Genomic DNA, 17635 nt, shown 5'->3' on the forward strand with positions numbered 1-17635 from the left:
CCCATTCGAGCGAAGGTCTGTAGGTTTACGGTTTCGAGCCACGCGGCAGGGAGCCGCCCATGATTTCAAGCCCGGGGTCGGCGCCCCGGAGCAACTCCCGTGCGCCATCCGGCACACAGGCCTCGGATCCCAAGCCGCCATCGTGTTCAGCGAACGTATGTTTCCAGCCACTCGGGGTCGATCTCGCCCTCGGCGACGATCACTGCGGGGCCGGTCATCTCGATCTCGCCGTCGGGCTGTTCGGTGATGACCAGGGTCCCGCCGGGGACGTCGACGGTGTACGTCGCCGGGCTCCCGGTGACGGCCGGGTCGGCGCCGTCCCGGCGGGCGGCGGCGACGGCGACGGCGCACGCGCCCGTGCCGCACGAGCGGGTCTCGCCGGCCCCCCGCTCGTGCACGCGCAGGGCGACGTGCCGGGGGCCGCGGTCGACCACGAACTCCACGTTCACGCCGTCCGGGTATGCGGAGGCCGGACTGAACGGCGGCGGGGAGTACAGGGTGCCGGCGTGTGCGAGGTCGTCGACGAACGCGACCGCGTGCGGGTTGCCCATGTTCACGTTCCGCGCGGGCCAGCTGCGCTCGCCGACGCTCACCGTGACGTCCCCCTCGGGCAGGCGCGCCCTGCCCATGCCGACGGTGATGTCGCCCGCGGCGGAGCCGCTGTCGGATGCGGTCTTCGCGATGTGCACGCTCTTCACGCCCCCGCGTGTGGCCACCGCGAGGTCGCCCTCGGCGATGTGCCCGGCGCGCTGGAGGTAGCGCGCGAACACCCGCACGCCGTTGCCGCACATCTCCGCGATCGAGCCGTCGCCGTTGCGGTAGTCCATGAACCACTCGGCCTCGGCCGCCATGTGCCGCGCCTCGGGGTGCGCTGCGGACCGCACCACATGCAGCAGACCGTCACCGCCGATGCCCGCGCGGCGGTCGCACAGGGCGGCGACGGCGGCCGGGGGCAGGTCGATGACGTTCTCGGGGTCCGGCACGATCACGAAGTCGTTCTCCGTGCCGTGGCCCTTGAGGAAGGCGATCCGCGTGCGCGTGCTCATTCCTCGATCGTAAGGGACCACTCCGCCGGGAGTGACAGACGGACGAGGTGGCGAGTCCGTGCGGGCCGGTGGGGGCTGGTCGCGCCCACGCGGCGGAGCCGCCTATCGACACAGCCCCGCGCCCCTTTTCAGGCACGCGTCAGCGGAGCCTCGCCACGCGCCACACCGCCAGCACGACCACGGCGGCCACTACGACCACGTACGCCAGGACCACCCGCCAGTCCGGTCTGCGGCCGGAACCCCGCGGTGGGAGCCCGGGGCCCGTGTAGCCCACCCGGCGGGCGGCCATCATGCCCCAGCCGGCCGCGCAGGAGCAGATCAGCAGTCCCAGCATGGCGATCACGGCCCCGCTGTCGCCGAAGTCGAAGGCGAGCGGGAAGGCGAACATCAGGGACCCGACCGCGGCGAGGGCGACGATGGGGGCGAGCTGCCAGATGCGCAGGCGGCGCTGCGGACGCAGTTCGACCTCGACCTCGGGGCCACCGGCGAACATCTCGTCCGGCTCGGGACCGTCGGCGGTCACCCCGCCCTGCGTCTCGTCGGGCCCGTCGGGGCTCAGACGGTTCTCGTCCTGCTCCGGTCCACCGCTCTCGACGGTGAGGGGCTCGGTGCCTTGTGCGGTGTCGCGAGGGCCGGCCTCCATCGCCACGCGCCCTCCCAACTAGGACTCCACTTGGTCGATCGAAGCTCGATGATGGCACGGCGCCGGATGCCGGAACGGCGCCCGGAGCGTCCCGATGCCATGACGTGATCAGGCTGTAACCGGTCGTTCGACCAACGCCAGTGCACGCTGCGGAAGTTCTGTGAGATCCGCCGCAGCCCCGCTCAGCCAGTGCACCCGGGGGTCACGCCGGAACCAGGAATCCTGCCGGCGCGCGAAGCGCTTGGTGGCGCGCACGGTCTCGGCCCGCGCCTCCTCCTCGGTGCACTCCCCGGCCAGCGCCGCGAGCACCTGCTGATAGCCGAGCGCGCGGGCTGCCGTACGGCCCTCACGCAGACCCTGCGCCTCCAGCGCACGCACCTCGTCCACGAGCCCGGCGTCCCACATCCGGTCGACACGGCGGGCGATGCGCTCGTCGAGTTCGGGGCGGGCCACGTCGACGCCGATCTGGACGGTGTCGTAGACCGAGTCATGGCCGGGCAGGTTGGCGGTGAAGGGCTGGCCGGTGATCTCGATCACTTCGAGGGCCCGGACGATACGGCGGCCGTTGCTCGGCAGGATCGCATGCGCCGCCTCCGGGTCCGCGGCGGCAAGCCTGGCGTGCAGCGCGCCCGAGCCGCGCAGTGCGAGCTCCTCCTCGAGCCGGGCCCTGACCTCGGGATCGGTGCCGGGGAACTCCAGGTTGTCGACGGCCCCGCGGACGTACAGGCCGGAGCCGCCGACCAGGACCGGCCAGCGGCCTTCCGCGAGCAGGCCGTCGATCTTGGCGCGGGCCAGCTTCTGGTACTCGGCGACCGACGCCGTGACCGTCACGTCCCAGATGTCGAGGAGGTGGTGCGGAATACCACCGCGCTCCTCGGGCGTCAGTTTGGCGGTGCCGATGTCCATCCCCCGGTAGAGCTGCATGGAGTCGGCGTTGACGACCTCGCCTCCGAGCTGCTGGGCGAGGAAAACGCCCAGATCGGACTTTCCGGCCGCGGTCGGTCCGACGACGGCGATGACTCGGGGGGCGGGGGGTGCGGTGCTCACCGCACCAGTCTCGCAAACCCCGAGGGCACTCCTCGAACGAGTTACGTGACGGCACGGATGCCGGGTCGTTGCCCGTTGCGAGGCTCTCGCCGCCGGTTTCGGGGGGCGGCGACCCGGGCGGCGCAAACGGACGCACCGGACGACGCGGGATTTCGCCCGCACAAGTAACGTATGGAGTGGATATGGGCGTTTTCGCACGACTTCTGCGGAGGTCGAAGGCTACCGAGGAGGCGTCAACCGCCGAGGCTCAGGCCGACACACCGACGGCCGAGCCCGCGCCGGAGGAGGCGGCAGAGGCGAAGGGGTCGGTCGAGGCCGAGGAGCCGACCGAGGGAGAGCCTGAGGCGACGGAGGCCGCCGAGGCCGCCTCCGGTGAGGCCGTCGAGATCCCCAAGCAGCAGTCCGCCGAGGAGGCGGCCGACAGGGACGCCGACGAGGACGCCCGCACGTAACGGCCCCTGGTGGCGAGTGAGCCGCAGGGGCGTGCCGAGCCCGGGAACAACGGAAGGCGGACCATGGGTCTCCTGAACAACCTGAAGGCCAAGCTCAACCCGGCCAAGGACAAGGTCACCGGCCTCGCGCAGCAGCACGGGGACAAGATCACGCACGGTCTGGACAAGGCCGCGAAGGTCGTCGACGAGAAGACCAAGGGCAAGTACAGGGACAAGATCCACACCGGGACCGGCAAGGCCAAGGGCGCCATGGACCGACTCGCGCACAAGGACGACACGGGGGCAGGCGGTGGCACGACCGCACGGCCCGACTCCCCGCCGCCTGCTTCCTGAACGGCACGGCACACCGGCGGACGGCCGCGGAGCCCGAGGGCTCCCGGCCGTCCGCCGTTTTCCCCTCGGCCTCTACGACCAGGTCGCGACCATGTAGCCCACGCCGTACGGCGCGTCCTCGTACAGCAGCGCGCCCGCGAGGTCCGTGCCCTCGGCCGCGCCCGCGAGGACCTGCCAGCAAGCCCGGCCCGATGCCTTCAGCTCGGACGCCAGCTCGGTGTCCAGCGCCTTGAGGGCCGCCACGTCCGCCGCTCCCAGCGCACGCGCGACCTCCGCGTCGAAGGGCGCCGCGCGCTCGTCGAGGTAACCGGGAGCCTTGAGCGTGCGGCAGGCGCTGGCGTCGCCCATGACCAGCAGCGCCACCCGCTCGGCCCCGGCGGCGATGTCCCTTCCGGCTTGAATGCACCGCTCGGCCGCCAGAGGTTCTTCGACACCGAGTCCCTCGATCGGGGCGGCGGACCAGCCGGTGCGCTGCAGCAGCCACGCGGCCACCGCCAGCGAGGGCGGAAGCGACCGCTCCGACGCCGGCGGGGCAGGGGCTTCGGCCTCGGAGCGGTCGGCCCTGCCGAGCCGTACGTCCACGTCGACGCCGAAGCCGCGGAAGGAGCCCTGCGCGTCCTCCGGATACGCGCCCCGACCGCTCTGCTCCGCGGGACCGACGACGACGAGCCGGTCGGGCCGGGCGGCCGCGAGCACGCCGACCGCGTCCGTGCACGCGGCACGCGCGACGTCCATCTCGGCGGCGGCACCCGCGGCGACCTCGGGCACGAGCAGCGGCGGGCAGGGGCAGACAGCGGCGGCGACAAGCATGATCGGCAGGGTAACCCCGCCGACCGGCGGCGGACACCGCGCCGGGCGGAGCGGTCAGTCGCAGCCGCAGCCGCTCCCCGTGGCCACCGGCAGCGGCTCGGGCACACCGATCTTCGGCAGGCCCAGCAGGACGCCCGCGGGCTTCGCCGCCTCGGTCGCGTTGCGCTTCTCCCAGGCGTCCCCCGCGCGCGTGCGGCGCACGTCGAGGACGGCTCCCTCGGCGAGGAGGTGGTGGGGAGCGGCGTACGTTATCTCGACCGTGACCACGTCGCCGGGCCGCACCTCCTGCTCGGGCTTGGTGAAGTGGACCAGGCGGTTGTCGGGGGCACGCCCGGAGAGGCGGTGGGTGGCGCCGTCCTTGCGGCCCTCGCCCTCGGCGACCATCAGCTCCAGGGTGCGGCCGACCTGCTTCTTGTTCTCCTCCCAGGAGATCTCCTCCTGGAGGGCGACGAGACGCTCGTAACGCGCCTGGACGACCTCCTTCGGGATCTGGTTCTCCATGGTGGCGGCCGGGGTGCCGGGGCGCTTGGAGTACTGGAAGGTGAAGGCCTGCGCGAACCGCGCCTCGCGGACGACGTGGAGGGTCTGCTCGAAGTCCTCCTCCGTCTCGCCCGGGAAGCCCACGATGATGTCCGTGGTGATCGCGGCGTGCGGGATGGCGGCGCGTACCTTCTCGATGATCCCGAGGTAGCGCTCCTGCCGGTACGAGCGGCGCATCGCCTTCAGGACCGTGTCCGAGCCGGACTGCAGCGGCATGTGCAGCTGCGGCATCACGTTCGGGGTCTCGGCCATCGCCGCGATCACGTCGTCGGTGAAGTCGCGCGGGTGCGGGGAGGTGAAGCGGACGCGCTCCAGGCCCTCGATCTTGCCGCAGGCCCGCAGGAGCTTGCTGAAGGCCTCGCGGTCGCCGATGTCGGAGCCGTACGCGTTGACGTTCTGCCCGAGCAGGGTGATCTCGGAGACGCCCTCGCCGACCAGGGCCTCGATCTCGGCGAGGATGTCGCCGGTGCGGCGGTCCTTCTCCTTGCCGCGCAGGGCCGGGACGATACAGAAGGTGCAGGTGTTGTTGCAGCCGACGGAGATCGACACCCACGCCGCGTACGCGCTCTCGCGGCGCGTCGGCAGGGTGGAGGGGAACGCCTCCAGGGACTCGGCGATCTCGACCTGGGCCTCTTCCTGCACGCGCGCGCGTTCCAGCAGCACCGGGAGCTTGCCGATGTTGTGCGTGCCGAAGACGACGTCCACCCAGGGCGCCTTCTTCACGATGGTGTCCTGGTCCTTCTGCGCGAGGCAGCCGCCGACCGCGATCTGCATCCCGGGCCGCGAGGCCTTCTTCGGCGCGAGGCGGCCGAGGTTGCCGTACAGCCGGTTGTCGGCGTTCTCGCGGACGGCGCAGGTGTTGAAGACGACGACGTCGGCGTCGCCGTCGGAGCCCTCGGGCGCCCGCACGTACCCGGCCTCTTCGAGCAGCCCGGACAAGCGCTCGGAATCGTGGACGTTCATCTGGCACCCGTAGGTGCGGACTTCGTAGGTCTTCACGCCCACTGCCTGGCTCCGGTCGATGCTGCTCATGTGACAAGGGTAGGCGGTGCCGGAAGTGCCTCCCGCCGCCCTGTGGACAACCGGGGACTCAGGGCCCGATGAAGCCCGCGCGAATCGCCTAGCGGGTGAGTTCCAGGCGGTCGCGCATGCCCAGCTTGTGCAGAGACGGTCCCCTCGACGGACCGCCGCGAGAACGCAGGCACGTCGGACACCCTGGAGCGACTGAGGCAGGCCGCCGCGAGACTCGCTCGTCACCGTGTATCGATCAGCTGACGGACGACTGACGGCCCCGCCGACGGGCCACTGATGGAGGCACACAGGTCGGACCCCCACGGGGGAGCCTCGTTGGCCCGGGCCCTCGGCAGCACCGCCGCAGGGCGTCACATGCCGTCGGGCGCCCACCCCTGTCGGCGCAGTACCGCCGACACGTCCGGGGCCTCGTAGTGGTCGCCCTTGAGGACCTTGCCGTCGGCGCGGCGGGCGACCAGGCCGTCGGGGCCCAGTTTGGTCATGTTGGAGCGGTGGATCTCGGCGATCACCGCGTCGAGGTCGATGCCGTGGACGAGGGCGGTGCCGTAGGCCACGTAGACGACGTCGGCCAGTTCGTGGGCGAGTTTGTCGAGCGGGCCGGTGACCGAGACCTCGGCGACCTCGGCGGCCTCCTCCGCCAGCAGTTCCCCACGGTGGGCGGCCAGCGCGGGCGACACCTCGGTGGGCGTACTGCGGGCGTCGAGCCCGACGGCGAGGTGGAATTGGCGAACCAGGTCGGCGGGCGAAGCACTCATACGGCGACTGTATCGACCGCCACTGACAACGCCCGGTCGTGATCCCGTTGTGACCCCTGCCCTGGTCAGCAGCCCTGGTCAGCACCGCGTTCCGGCTGGCAGGATCCCTCGCATGTCCCAGATGTTCCACCGGATCGGCAGACGTCGGGCCCTGCAGGGCGCGGCTGCCGGCGTCGTCACCCTCGGGTTGCTGCTGTGGTGGCTGCTGCCCCTGGGCGAGGCCCCTCCGAGCGGAACGATCACGATCAGCACGGGCACGCAGGCCGGGGTGTACCAGCAGTACGGCAAGCTGCTGCGCACCGCCCTCGACAAGGACATGCCGGACCTGAAGGTGAAGCTGCTGACCAGCGACGGCTCCCAGGAGAACGTCAGGCGGGTGGCCACCGGCAAGGCAGACTTCACCATCGCCGCGGCCGACGCGGTCGAGACCTACGAGCTCGGAGGCCACAACCCCGGCGCCGACCAGCTGCGGGGCGTCGCACGCCTGTACGACGACTACGTGCAGCTCATAGTCCCCCGCGGCTCTCGCATCACGTCTGTCTCGGACCTCCGGGGCAAGCGGGTGGCCATAGGGCCGCCCAGCTCGGGTGTACGGCTGATCGCCGACCGGGTACTCAAGGCGGCCGGCATCGACGCGACGAAGGACATCACCCCCTCCGCCGACGGCATCGACACCGGCCCGGCCCGGCTGAAGCAGGGCAAGATCGATGCCTTCTTCTGGTCGGGCGGGCTGCCCACGGAGGGGCTGCAGAAGCTCGCCGACACCTTCACCTTCCGGTTCGTCCCGATCAAGCCCGACCTCGTCGCCGAGCTCCACGACAAGGACCGCGCCACCCGCTACTACCGCGCCACCAACATGCCGGAGTCGGCCTACCCCAGCATCCAGAACGGGGTCGCCGTGCCGACGCTGGCCGTGTCCAACCTGCTGATGACCCGCAAGGACATGGACCCCCGGCTCACCGAGTGGATGACCCGCACCGTGATCAGGAGCCGGGACGGCATCGGCACCAAGGTCCACTCCGCGCAGCTCGTCGACGTGCGCACCGCCATCTACACCGACCCACTGGCCCTGCACGAGGGCGCCCGGCGCTACTACCGCTCGGTCAAGCCGTAGCCGTTCCACCCTTCGGTCAAGCCTTGTGGGTCTCACGCCTCGGTCAGACCCCAGGGCTGTTCCTCGGCACGGACACCGTCACCGTGAGCCCGTGCGGCTCGTGACGGCCGTACGAGATCGAGCCGCCGCCCGCGGCGAGCAGCGTGCGCGAGATGGACAGACCGAGCCCGGACCCCTTGATGTTCTGATGGCGGCTGCTGCGCCAGAAGCGGTCGCCGACGCGGGCGAGTTCCTCATCGGTCAGGCCGGGGCCGTTGTCGGTGACCACGACCGTCGAGGTATCCCCGTCAATCGCGACCGTGACCTCGACGCACTCGTCCTCCGGCGTGAACTTGACCGCGTTGTCGATCACCGCGTCCAGCGCGCTGGAGAGCGTGACCGGGTCGGCCCATGCGGTGGTCGGCGGACAGTTTCCCACCAGGCGTACTCCCTTGGCCTCGGCGGTCGGTGTCCAGGCTGCGACGCGCTCGGCGGTCAGAGCGCCGATGTCGGTGATCCGCAGGTCTGCCTCGGCGTGCTCCGCCAGGGCCAGGTCGAGCAGGTCGTCGAGGACCTCCGCAAGGCGTTTGCCCTCGGTGCGGACCGATGCGATCTCCTCATTGTCCTCCGGCAGTTCGAGAGCGAGCAGTTCGATGCGCAGCAGCAGCGCCGCGAGGGGGTTGCGCAGCTGGTGCGAGGCGTCGGCGACGAAGGCGCGCTGCTGCTCCAGTACGTCCTCGACGTTGTCCGCCATTTCGTTGAACGCATGGGCCAGGCGCCGGAGTTCCGGGGGGCCGCCGGCGGCCGCAACCCGGGACTTCAGGCGGCCGCTCGCGATCGCGTGAGTGGTGGCGTCCAGCACCCGTACCGGCCTGAGCACCCAGCCGGTCAGCCGGAGCGCGGCGCCGACGGCCAGCAGCATCGCGGCGATCTCACCGACACCGATGACCAGCCAGCCGTGCAGGATCCGCGAACGCATCGCCCCGGTCGGCGAGTCGGTGACGACGACCGCCACGACATCACCGTCCCGGATGACCGGTGAGGCGACGACCAGACGGTGGCGCTGCCAGGGCCACACCTGCTTGGGGTCGTGACTGCGACGGCTGAGCAGCGCCTCGGCGAACGCGTCGTGCACCTCGCCCTTGTCGGGGAGGATGAAGGTCTGCGGCGCCTGGGCCATGGGGGTACCGGTACGGCAGAACACCCCGGCCCGGATGCCGTAGACGTCGTAATAGCTCTCGAGTTCACTGCTCAGTGTCTCCAGGCGTGCGTCCGTGGACGTACGCGTGGAACTGCAGGCGTCGGTGACGAACTGGGCCAGGGACGCGAAGCGCGCCGTGTCGTCGATCCGGTCGACGACGACCTTCTGCTGCTGGGCGGAGGCCACGCTCACGGCGAGCGGGATACCGAGCGCGAGCAGCACGGCCGCCATCAGGACGATCAGCAGCGGAAGAAGACGAGTACGCACCCGTGCACGCTACGAGGACGGGGCGACAAGCCGGTAACCGACGCCGCGTACGGTCTCGATCAGGGCCGGCATGCGCAGTTTGGCGCGCAGGGACGCGACGTGCACCTCCAGGGTGCGTCCGGTCCCCTCCCAGCTGGTGCGCCACACCTCGCTGATGATCTGCTCCCGGCGGAAGACGACCCCGGGGCGCTGCGCAAGGAGGGCGAGAAGATCGAACTCCTTGCGGGTCAGTTGGACAACCGAACCGTCCACGCTGACCTGCCGGGTGGGCAGTTCGATGAGCATGGACCCGAGGCGCAGCTCGTGGTCGCCGCCCGCCCCCGCGTCCTCGTGGACGCTGCGCCGGCTGACGGCGTGGATACGGGCGAGCAGTTCCCCGGTGTCGTACGGCTTCACCACGTAGTCGTCGGCGCCGAGATTGAGGCCGTGGATGCGGGAGCGGACGTCGGAGCGCGCGGTGACCATGATCACCGGGGTGCTGGTGCGCTTGCGGATCTTGCCGCAGACCTCGTAGCCGTCCTGGTCGGGCAGGCCCAGGTCGAGCAGGACGACGCCGAAGCCGTCCCCCTCCGGAACGAGCGCCTGGAGAGCTTCCTCGCCGCTACGCGCGTGCGTGACGTCGAAACCGTGCCGCGCCAGAACCGCAGAAAGAGCGGCGGCGACATGGTTGTCGTCCTCGACGAGGAGCAGTCTCATCCGGGCCTCCTTCGGTTCATCGAACGTATGATCGGAGTGGGTACAAAACGCCTGACACGCGCGCGTGCACCAACGCAGTCACGCTGATGGACGAGTACGCCGTCAAGTGGGTTCCGGTTGCGGACCGCTTTAGTTACCCGGCCGAGACCGGCCCCCTCGCAGCTGCTACGACATGTGTCCGATTGCTATCGGATCGTGATGCTCAGATTCCCCTCAGATGTAATGACGCTGGTGGAACGGGGTTACTACTGTCCTCCGAAACCGAGGAGGACGGAGCCCGATAGCGATGACCGAAGTATCGGTGGCCAAGGAAGATGTGGCCGCGACCGGCGAACTGGTCGTCCTGAAGAGCGTCAACAAGCACTTCGGCGCGTTGCACGTACTCCAGGACATCGACCTGACGATCGCCCGCGGCGAGGTCGTCGTGGTCATCGGGCCCTCCGGGTCCGGTAAGTCCACCCTCTGCCGCACCATCAACCGCCTGGAGACAGTCGACTCGGGCTCGATCACGATCGACGGCAAGGCACTGCCCCAGGAGGGCAAGGAGCTGGCCCGGCTGCGTGCCGACGTCGGCATGGTCTTCCAGTCCTTCAACCTCTTCGCGCACAAGACCGTGCTCGAGAACGTGATGCTGGGCCAGATCAAGGTCCGCAAGGCCGACAAGAAGAAGGCCGAGGAGAAGGCCCGGGCCCTGCTCGACCGGGTCGGCGTCGCCACCCAGGCGGACAAGTACCCCGCACAGCTCTCCGGCGGCCAGCAGCAGCGCGTCGCCATCGCCCGGGCGCTGGCCATGGACCCGAAGGTCATGCTCTTCGACGAGCCGACCTCGGCCCTCGACCCGGAGATGATCAACGAGGTCCTCGAGGTCATGCAGCAGCTCGCCCGCGACGGCATGACCATGATCGTCGTCACCCATGAGATGGGCTTCGCACGATCGGCTGCAAACCGTGTGGTGTTCATGGCGGACGGCCGGATCGTCGAGGAGGCTGCGCCCGACCAGTTCTTCAGCAATCCGCGCAGCGACCGCGCCAAGGACTTCCTGTCGAAGATCCTCCACCACTGACGGTTCGCCCCGCTCAGCCATCGTCGGCTCTCATCTCTCCGCCAGCACTCATCTTTTCATCAGCCAAAGGATGTTCATCATGAAGCTCCGCAAGGTCACCGCCGCTTCGGCCGCCGTGCTCGCTCTTGCCGTGGCGGCTACGGCGTGCGGTTCCAGCAACAACGACAAGGACGGCGGCTCCTCCTCCGGCGGCGGCAAGAAGATCACCATCGGCATCAAGTTCGACCAGCCGGGCATCGGCCAGAAGACGCCGCAGGGTTACGCCGGCTTCGACGTCGACGTCGCCACGTACGTCGCCAAGAAGCTCGGCTACAGCGCGAACCAGATCGAGTGGAAGGAGTCGAAGAGCGCCGACCGCGAGACCATGCTGAAGCGCGGTGACGTCGACTTCATCGCCGCCTCGTACTCGATCACGCCGGAGCGCGAGAAGTCGGTCGACTTCGCCGGCCCGTACCTGCTGGCCCACCAGGACGTCCTGGTCCGCGCCGATGACAACTCCATCAAGTCGCCGGCCGACCTCAACAAGAAGAAGCTCTGCTCGGTGACCGGCTCGACCTCGGCGCAGAACGTCAAGGACAAGCTGGCGCCCAAGGCCCAGCTGCAGCAGTACCCGACGTACTCGGCCTGTCTGACCGGTCTGCAGAGCGGCGCCATCGACGCGCTCACCACGGACGACTCGATCCTCGCCGGTTACGCCTCTCAGGCCCAGTACAAGGGCAAGTTCAAGCTCGGCGGCTTCAAGATGACCAACGAGAACTACGGCATCGGCGTCAAGAAGGGCAGCGACCTCAAGGCCAAGATCAACAAGGCTCTCGAGGACATGGTCTCCGACGGCTCCTGGGAGTCGGCCGTGAAGAAGAACTTCGGCCCGGCGGGCTACAAGAACGAGCCCGCGCCGAAGATCGGCGACGTCAAGAGCTGAAGCAACGCCTGACGAGTGCGCCGCCCTTGGCGGCGGCGCACCGAGGCGTCCCTACACGCGGAAGCGCGGGAGATCGTGTTCGACTTTCTTGAAGGTTACGACGTGCTGGGGGCCTTCTGGACGACGGTGCAGCTGACGCTGCTCGCCGCCGTCGGCTCCCTGGTCTGGGGCACTTTGCTGGCCGCCATGCGCGTCGGCCCGGTGCCTCTGATGCGCGGCTTCGCCACCGTCTATGTGAATACTGTGCGGAACATTCCGTTGACAGTGATCATCCTGTTCACGTCGCTGGGCCTGGCCAACACCCTGGGCGTCACCCTCGGCGCGAAGGGGATCATCGACACGCTCAACTTCCGGCTCGCCGTTCTCGGCCTGATCGCATACACGTCGGCGTTCGTGTGCGAAGCGGTCCGGTCCGGCATCAACACCGTACCGGTCGGTCAGGCGGAGGCCGCCCGCGCGATCGGCCTCAGCTTCTCCCAGGTGCTCCGGCTGGTCGTACTGCCGCAGGCGTTCCGTTCGTCTGTGGGCCCGCTGGCGAACGTCCTGATCGCCCTCACGAAGAACACCACGGTGGCTGCCGCAATCGGTGTCGCCGAGGCGGCGACCCTGATGAAGACGATGGTCGAGAAGGAGGCCCAACTCATCCCGATCGCCGCGGTCTTCGCGCTGGGCTTCGTGATTCTGACGCTGCCGACTGGTCTGATCCTCGGCTGGGTGGGCAAGAAGGTGGCGATCAAGCGATGAGTTCCGTTCTCTACGACGCGCAGGGGCCACGGGCCAAGCGGCGCAACGTCCTCTTCACCGGTGTCTTCGTGGTCGCCCTCGCAGCGGTGGCCTGGTGGGTGTACACCAGCCTCAACGACAAGCACCAGCTCGAATGGGTCCTGTGGAAGCCCTTCTTCTCCGGCACGGAGGCCTGGTCCACGTACATCTGGCCGGGTCTGCAGAACACGTTGAAAGCCGCCGCGCTGGCTATGGTCATCGCGCTGCCGCTTGGTGCCGTCCTGGGCATCGCCCGTCTCTCCGACCACGTCTGGGTACGCGTACCGGCCTCGATCGTCGTGGAGTTCTTCCGGTCGATCCCGGTCCTGGTGCTGATGATCTTCGGGCAGGCCCTGTACGCCAACTACACCAACGTCAGTTCGGATGACCGCCCGCTGTACGCGGTTGTCACGGGCCTTGTGCTGTACAACGCCGCGGTCCTCGCGGAAATCGTCCGGGCCGGCATCCTGGCCCTGCCCAAGGGCCAGTCCGAGGCCGCCGTGGCGATCGGGATGCGCAAGGGCCAGGTCATGCGGCTCATCCTGTTGCCGCAGTCGGTCACCGCGATGCTCCCGGCTATCGTCAGCCAGCTCGTCGTGATCGTGAAGGACACCGCCCTGGGCGGCGCGGTCCTCACCTTCCCGGAACTGCTTGCGTCGACGAACACGATGATCGGCTACTACGGCAACACCATCGCCAGCTTCACGGTCATCGCCGTGATCTACATCGTGCTGAACTTCTCGCTCACGAGCTTCGCAGGCTGGCTGGAGGCCAGGCTCAGGCGCAGCAAGAAGAGCACGGGCGCGGTCCTCGGTGAGGACGCGGTGGAGGTCAACCCGGCCGCGGTGGGCGGGGCCTTCGGGACCGGCGGCGAGGGAGGCGGCCCGGGCGGCCTCACCTTCACCAAGAAGCCGTGACGACCTGATACGCGGTCAAACGGCATGGACAACACGGAGGCAGTGGCATGATCGCCACTGCCTCCGTCGCTTGACGCAAACCCCGCCAATGGGTTGCATACGTTCTGTGATCGTGCACCCGGCTCCAACTTCCTGTTCACATACGTCCGACAGGACGCCGCCACGAGCAGGGGGCGCCGCGCCGTGGACCCGGTGATCATCGTCGGCGCGGGGCCCGTCGGGCTCACGCTCGCCCTGGCGCTGGCGCGCCAGGAAGTGCCCTGCGTCGTGCTGGACGAGGGGCCTGGCAAGGACGAACCACGCCCCGCGCGCACCGTGGTCCTGCGCGAGGACACCGCCGCCCTGCTGGAGCGGCTGTCCGGCCAGCCACTCGCGCAGGAGGGAGCCCGCTGGGCCGGATGGCGGTCGATGCGGCGCAAGCAGGTGATGCGCGAGGTCACGTTCGGCGGCGACGACCCGGCCCCGCTGCACATCGCCCAGCACGTCCTGACCGGCGCCCTGCGCGCCGCCCTGGCCACCGAGCCCCTCGTCGAGGTCGCCGTCGACAGCCGCCTCGACACAGTCGAGCAGGAGGCCTCGGGGGTCACCGCCCACACCCGCGGCCCCAAGGGCACCTGGTGGCGTGGCAGTTACCTGGTCGGCTGCGACGGCCCGCGCTCCACCGTGCGCAAACTCCAGGACATCCGCTTCCCGGGCCGTACCGCGGTGGAGCGACACGCCGTGGCGGCGCTGCGCACGGAACTCCCGTGGGCGGACGAAGCGTTGCTCCACCGGATGCCTCCGTGGCGGACGTCCGGGCCCTCGGCCGGGGAGGTGACCGCCCGCCCCCTCCCGGACGGCGTGTGGCGCCTGGACTGGCTGCTGCCGCCGGGCAAGGACCTGGTCACGCCCGAGCTGCTGCTGGCCCGCATCCGGGAGACCCTGGCCGGCTGGACCGGGGGCCCGACACCGCCGTACGAACTCCTCGACACCGGAGTCCACACGGTCCACCACCGTCTGGCCCGCCGCTGGCGGGTCGGCCGGGTCTTCCTCGCCGGGGACGCGGCGCACCTGCTCGGCGCCCTGGGCGCGCAGGGCCTCGACGAGGGGCTCAGGGACGCCGACAACCTGGCCTGGAAGCTGGCGCTCGCCTGGCACCACGGCCCGCACCAGGCGCTGCTCGACAGCTACCAGGCGGAGCGGCGCGGGGTCGTCGCAGGTCGGCTGCGCGCCGCCGACCAGGCCCTGCCGCTGCTGCGCGGCGGCGGAGGGCTGCGCGCATACGTGCCCGGCTCGGCGCGCGGCCACGACGCGCTGCTCACGGACGGTCATCTGGGGCGCGGAGCACTCGGTGCGCCGGGGGCGTACGCCGCTTCCCCGCTCGCGCCCCGGCACCTCGAAGCCGAGGTCCCCGTGGACACGGCGCCCGGCGAGCCGGTCACCGATGTGCGGGTCACCGCGGAGGACGGCACCTTCGTACAGCTGCGGGACCGGCTCGGGCGCGGAGCCCTGCTGGTGGTGCTGATCGCGCCGGGCACGGCGGTGTGGGACCGCAAGCACTGGATGTCCGCCGGGATCATGCCCCGTCTGGCGGCCGCGGTGGCCGCGCTGCCGCACCGCGCCGAACTGCTGGTCGCGGAGAGCTACCCAGGCGCGGCGGCCCACACCGTACTGCTGGTGCGCCCGGACGGGCACCTGGCCACGGCGCTGGGCGGAGTGCGACCGGCCGAGCTCTACTCGGCGGCGGAGGCGACACTGGGAGGGCCTGCGAAGGCGGAGGCCACGGCCGGCTCACCCTCGAAGTGACCCTGCTCACCGTCACCCAGTGGTCCACATAGTGACGGTGAGTTGACCGCTCGCGCCGTCAATGGTGTACTCCGGATCGTGACCGACACCTATGTGCGCCTGTGGCGGAGGGTCCATATGGACCTCGTCCGCTATGCGGGCTGCGTGTGTCGTCCGTCCTGCTGAATTCGCATCCCTTCTTCCCGCGCGCGCCTTCCGGTGCTGCCGCGCGCCCAGCGAACGCTTCGTCAGGACGGTGCCACGTGTCTGTCTCCCCTTCTGCCCCTCCCTCTGCCGCCACAGCCGTCCAGGCTCCGACGCAGGCGGACCTCCTCGACTTCGTACGTCGTACGGCCGCAGACGCCGAGCTGATCGCCTCCCTCCCGCTCGATCCCGAGGGCCGCACCTGGGTGCGCCTGGAGGGGCCCGGCGGCAGCGAGGCCTGGCTGATCGGCTGGCCGCCCGGCACGGGCACCGGCTGGCACGACCACGCCGAGTCCGTCGGTGCCTTCGTGACGGCGTCCGGCGAGCTCAAGGAGAACTCGCTCGCCGCCCGGCTGCCCGCCGACGGCTGGAAGACCCTGGAACTCACCGACGGCGTGGACCGGGAGCGGCAGCTGCCGGCCGGCAAGGGGCGTGCCTTCGGCCGCCACCATGTCCACGAGGTGCTCAACGAGTCCACCGACCGGCACGCGGTCTCCGTCCACGCCTACTACCCGCCGCTGCCGCAGATCCGCCGCTACAGCCGCGTGGGCCAGGTCCTGCGCCTGGAGCAGGTCGAGCGTCCGGAGGACTGGCAGTGAGCGGCGGCGGTCCGGTCGGCGGGTACGCGGGCGGTGCGGGCGAACAGCCCCTCGGCATCGACGAGCTGCTGGAGCGGGTGCGCGGGGGCTACGAGCGGATCGGGCCGAAGGAGGCGTACGACGCCGCCCGGGCCGGTGAGGCACTCCTGGTCGACATCCGATACGCCGCCCTGCGCGAACGGGACGGCCTGATTCCCGGCGCCCTGGTCGTCGAGCGCAACGAGCTGGAGTGGCGCCTCGATCCTCAGGGCAGCCACCGCGTGCCCGAGGCCACGAGTCACGAGGTGCGGGTCGTGGTGATCTGCAACGAGGGGTACGCATCGAGCCTCGCGGCGGCATCGCTGCACGGTTTGGGGCTGGGACGGGCCACGGATCTGGCCGGCGGGTTCCAGGCGTGGAAGGCGGCGGGGCTGCCGGTGACGTCATAGGCGATCGGTCGGCGCCGGCGCCGGTACTCCGTAGCAGTCCGGCATGGCATCGACGTTGACGACGACAGCACCGGCAAGGAGGGACCGCGCCGCCGGGTGCGATGGTCACGCCGTTCTACGTGTGGCACGGATCCCGGCGGCCACGCCTCGTCGGCTCCTGCCCCGTCAGAACCCCTCGTCCCCGAGGAACTCCGTGTCCTCCCCCTCCTCCTCCAGCGCCTGCCGGACCACCCGCAGCGCCATGCCCTCGGAGTAGCCCTTGCGGGCGAGCATGCCCGCAAGGCGGCGCAGGCGCTTGTCGCGGTCGAGGCCGCGTGTGGAACGCAGCTTGCGGGCGACGAGTTCGCGCGCGGTCGCCTCCTCCTGCTCCGAGTCGAGCTGGGAGACGGCCGCGTCGATCAGCGTGGAGTCGACCCCCTTGGTCCGCAGCTCCTGGGCAAGAGCCCGCCGGGCGAGCCCGCGGCCGTGGTGCCGGGACTCCACCCAGGCGTCCGCGAACGCGCTGTCGTTGATCAGCCCGACTTCCTCGAACCGCGACAGCACCTCCTCCGCGGCCTCGTCCGGGATCTCCCGCTTACGCAGGGCGTCGGCGAGTTGCTTGCGCGTGCGCGGGGTCCCGGTGAGCAGGCGCAGGCAGATCGCCCGTGCCCGCTCCACCGGGTCCGCCGGAGATTCCTCCTGCTCGGCCCTCGACGAGGAGGAGGAATCCCCGTGCTCACCGGACGGCTCATCGCGGCGCCGCTGCCGGCGCCCGCGGGAGCCGCCCGCCCCACGGGTCCGGCCGCCACGGCGCGAACCACCACCGGACGAGCCGAAACCGTCCGGTCCCCCGTCATCCGGCCACTCGCTGCCGCCCGGCTCGTCGCCGTACGACCCCCCGATGCCGTACGCCGTCGTGCCGCGTGGCCTCGCGCGGCCGTGTCTCACTTGCGCGCCGTGGTCCGTATCAGCCCCGTACGCATCGCCGTCCGGCCCGTCAAGAGCCGCGTCGCCTCTCCCGTCCCTTCCTCGCGGAGGGTCCGGGTAGGCGTACTCGGCCCAGTCGGTTCGCCGTGTCATAC

The 17635-nt window shown here is 70.4% G+C and carries 20 protein-coding genes; 11 read left to right on the plus strand and 9 right to left on the minus strand.

Features of this window, described 5'->3' with window-relative positions; translation table 11 throughout:
* Positions 1-146 precede the first annotated feature (146 nt).
* The 3 genes from dapF to miaA form a co-directional block, all read right to left on the minus strand.
* Positions 147-1046: a diaminopimelate epimerase gene (gene dapF, locus ACWC1K_RS22530; protein WP_450833698.1), complete on the minus strand. Its 900-nt coding sequence runs from the start codon at positions 1044-1046 to the stop codon at positions 147-149.
* A 139-nt stretch (positions 1047-1185) separates the two neighbouring features.
* Positions 1186-1689, minus strand: a complete 504-nt coding sequence (locus ACWC1K_RS22535) for a hypothetical protein (protein ID WP_450833758.1) — start codon at positions 1687-1689, stop codon at positions 1186-1188.
* A gap of 108 nt (positions 1690-1797) precedes the next feature.
* Positions 1798-2736, minus strand: coding sequence for a tRNA (adenosine(37)-N6)-dimethylallyltransferase MiaA (miaA, locus tag ACWC1K_RS22540; protein ID WP_450833700.1), 939 nt, complete (start codon positions 2734-2736; stop codon positions 1798-1800).
* Positions 2737-2918: 182 nt separating this feature from the next.
* Here miaA and ACWC1K_RS22545 point away from each other — a divergent pair, with 182 nt between their 5' ends.
* Both ACWC1K_RS22545 and ACWC1K_RS22550 read left to right on the plus strand, forming a co-directional pair.
* Positions 2919-3188 carry a hypothetical protein gene (locus tag ACWC1K_RS22545; RefSeq protein WP_450833701.1) on the plus strand — a complete coding sequence of 90 codons (270 nt, stop codon included), beginning with the start codon at positions 2919-2921 and terminating at the stop codon, positions 3186-3188.
* A 63-nt stretch (positions 3189-3251) separates the two neighbouring features.
* A complete protein-coding gene (locus tag ACWC1K_RS22550; protein ID WP_450833703.1) occupies positions 3252-3521 on the plus strand; it encodes an antitoxin in 270 nt (89 codons plus the stop codon).
* 72 nt (positions 3522-3593) lie between these two features.
* Here the strand turns inward: ACWC1K_RS22550 and ACWC1K_RS22555 are convergent, their stop codons facing one another.
* The 3 genes from ACWC1K_RS22555 to ACWC1K_RS22565 form a co-directional block, all read right to left on the minus strand.
* A complete protein-coding gene (locus ACWC1K_RS22555; protein WP_450833704.1) occupies positions 3594-4331 on the minus strand; it encodes a class III extradiol dioxygenase subunit B-like domain-containing protein in 738 nt (245 codons plus the stop codon).
* A 54-nt stretch (positions 4332-4385) separates the two neighbouring features.
* On the minus strand, positions 4386-5903 hold the full coding sequence (gene miaB, locus ACWC1K_RS22560; protein ID WP_450833706.1) for a tRNA (N6-isopentenyl adenosine(37)-C2)-methylthiotransferase MiaB: 1518 nt from the start codon (positions 5901-5903) through the stop codon (positions 4386-4388).
* 350 nt (positions 5904-6253) lie between these two features.
* Positions 6254-6658, minus strand: a complete 405-nt coding sequence (locus tag ACWC1K_RS22565; RefSeq protein ID WP_450833708.1) for a pyrophosphohydrolase domain-containing protein — start codon at positions 6656-6658, stop codon at positions 6254-6256.
* Positions 6659-6770: 112 nt separating this feature from the next.
* Here ACWC1K_RS22565 and ACWC1K_RS22570 point away from each other — a divergent pair, with 112 nt between their 5' ends.
* Positions 6771-7772, plus strand: coding sequence for a TAXI family TRAP transporter solute-binding subunit (locus tag ACWC1K_RS22570; RefSeq protein WP_450833710.1), 1002 nt, complete (start codon positions 6771-6773; stop codon positions 7770-7772).
* 43 nt (positions 7773-7815) lie between these two features.
* Here ACWC1K_RS22570 and ACWC1K_RS22575 read toward each other — a convergent pair whose 3' ends face one another.
* Complete coding sequence (locus ACWC1K_RS22575; RefSeq protein WP_450833712.1) at positions 7816-9219, minus strand: sensor histidine kinase; 1404 nt, start codon at positions 9217-9219, stop codon at positions 7816-7818.
* Positions 9220-9228: 9 nt separating this feature from the next.
* Positions 9229-9915: a response regulator transcription factor gene (locus ACWC1K_RS22580; protein WP_099931752.1), complete on the minus strand. Its 687-nt coding sequence runs from the start codon at positions 9913-9915 to the stop codon at positions 9229-9231.
* A gap of 286 nt (positions 9916-10201) precedes the next feature.
* Here ACWC1K_RS22580 and ACWC1K_RS22585 point away from each other — a divergent pair, with 286 nt between their 5' ends.
* The 8 genes from ACWC1K_RS22585 (at position 10202) to ACWC1K_RS22620 (ending at position 16574) form a co-directional block, all read left to right on the plus strand.
* Positions 10202-10978 carry an amino acid ABC transporter ATP-binding protein gene (locus tag ACWC1K_RS22585; protein ID WP_030947272.1) on the plus strand — a complete coding sequence of 259 codons (777 nt, stop codon included), beginning with the start codon at positions 10202-10204 and terminating at the stop codon, positions 10976-10978.
* 79 nt (positions 10979-11057) lie between these two features.
* On the plus strand, positions 11058-11900 hold the full coding sequence (locus ACWC1K_RS22590) for a glutamate ABC transporter substrate-binding protein (RefSeq protein ID WP_450833715.1): 843 nt from the start codon (positions 11058-11060) through the stop codon (positions 11898-11900).
* A gap of 75 nt (positions 11901-11975) precedes the next feature.
* On the plus strand, positions 11976-12644 hold the full coding sequence (locus tag ACWC1K_RS22595; RefSeq protein WP_450833716.1) for an amino acid ABC transporter permease: 669 nt from the start codon (positions 11976-11978) through the stop codon (positions 12642-12644).
* Positions 12641-13579 carry an amino acid ABC transporter permease gene (locus tag ACWC1K_RS22600; RefSeq protein WP_450833718.1) on the plus strand — a complete coding sequence of 313 codons (939 nt, stop codon included), beginning with the start codon at positions 12641-12643 and terminating at the stop codon, positions 13577-13579. The genes ACWC1K_RS22595 and ACWC1K_RS22600 overlap by 4 nt, the downstream gene beginning before the upstream one ends.
* Positions 13580-13762: 183 nt before the next feature.
* Positions 13763-15364 carry an FAD-dependent monooxygenase gene (locus ACWC1K_RS22605; RefSeq protein ID WP_450833719.1) on the plus strand — a complete coding sequence of 534 codons (1602 nt, stop codon included), beginning with the start codon at positions 13763-13765 and terminating at the stop codon, positions 15362-15364.
* A gap of 93 nt (positions 15365-15457) precedes the next feature.
* Positions 15458-15529 (plus strand): putative leader peptide, encoded by a 72-nt coding sequence (locus tag ACWC1K_RS22610; protein ID WP_309544753.1) that lies wholly within the window; start codon positions 15458-15460, stop codon positions 15527-15529.
* A 77-nt stretch (positions 15530-15606) separates the two neighbouring features.
* The gene (locus ACWC1K_RS22615; RefSeq protein ID WP_450833721.1) at positions 15607-16146 is read left to right on the plus strand and encodes a cysteine dioxygenase; all 540 of its coding nucleotides are present in this window, start codon (positions 15607-15609) and stop codon (positions 16144-16146) included.
* Entirely contained in the window at positions 16143-16574 is a 432-nt protein-coding gene (locus tag ACWC1K_RS22620) for a rhodanese-like domain-containing protein (RefSeq protein WP_450833723.1), read from the plus strand. The genes ACWC1K_RS22615 and ACWC1K_RS22620 overlap by 4 nt, the downstream gene beginning before the upstream one ends.
* A 165-nt stretch (positions 16575-16739) precedes the next feature.
* Here ACWC1K_RS22620 and recX read toward each other — a convergent pair whose 3' ends face one another.
* Positions 16740-17633 carry a recombination regulator RecX gene (gene recX / locus ACWC1K_RS22625; RefSeq protein ID WP_450833724.1) on the minus strand — a complete coding sequence of 298 codons (894 nt, stop codon included), beginning with the start codon at positions 17631-17633 and terminating at the stop codon, positions 16740-16742.
* Positions 17634-17635: the final 2 nt, after the last annotated feature.

The sequence above is a fragment of the Streptomyces sp. NPDC001492 genome, assembly GCF_053597275.1.

Bases quoted from the DNA above. Each gene is read 5' to 3' on its own strand.
- dapF (WP_450833698.1), bottom strand. From the start codon at position 1,046: ATGAGCACGCGCACGCGGATCGCCTTCCTCAAGGGCCACGGCACGGAG.
- ACWC1K_RS22535 (WP_450833758.1), bottom strand. From the start codon at position 1,689: ATGGAGGCCGGCCCTCGCGACACCGCACAAGGCACCGAGCCCCTCACC.
- miaB (WP_450833706.1), bottom strand. From the start codon at position 5,903: ATGAGCAGCATCGACCGGAGCCAGGCAGTGGGCGTGAAGACCTACGAA.
- ACWC1K_RS22600 (WP_450833718.1), top strand. From the start codon at position 12,641: ATGAGTTCCGTTCTCTACGACGCGCAGGGGCCACGGGCCAAGCGGCGC.
- ACWC1K_RS22550 (WP_450833703.1), top strand. From the start codon at position 3,252: ATGGGTCTCCTGAACAACCTGAAGGCCAAGCTCAACCCGGCCAAGGAC.
- ACWC1K_RS22585 (WP_030947272.1), top strand. From the start codon at position 10,202: ATGACCGAAGTATCGGTGGCCAAGGAAGATGTGGCCGCGACCGGCGAA.
- recX (WP_450833724.1), bottom strand. From the start codon at position 17,633: ATGACACGGCGAACCGACTGGGCCGAGTACGCCTACCCGGACCCTCCG.
- ACWC1K_RS22570 (WP_450833710.1), top strand. From the start codon at position 6,771: ATGTCCCAGATGTTCCACCGGATCGGCAGACGTCGGGCCCTGCAGGGC.
- ACWC1K_RS22580 (WP_099931752.1), bottom strand. From the start codon at position 9,915: ATGAGACTGCTCCTCGTCGAGGACGACAACCATGTCGCCGCCGCTCTT.
- ACWC1K_RS22555 (WP_450833704.1), bottom strand. From the start codon at position 4,331: ATGCTTGTCGCCGCCGCTGTCTGCCCCTGCCCGCCGCTGCTCGTGCCC.
- ACWC1K_RS22565 (WP_450833708.1), bottom strand. From the start codon at position 6,658: ATGAGTGCTTCGCCCGCCGACCTGGTTCGCCAATTCCACCTCGCCGTC.
- ACWC1K_RS22545 (WP_450833701.1), top strand. From the start codon at position 2,919: ATGGGCGTTTTCGCACGACTTCTGCGGAGGTCGAAGGCTACCGAGGAG.
- ACWC1K_RS22590 (WP_450833715.1), top strand. From the start codon at position 11,058: ATGAAGCTCCGCAAGGTCACCGCCGCTTCGGCCGCCGTGCTCGCTCTT.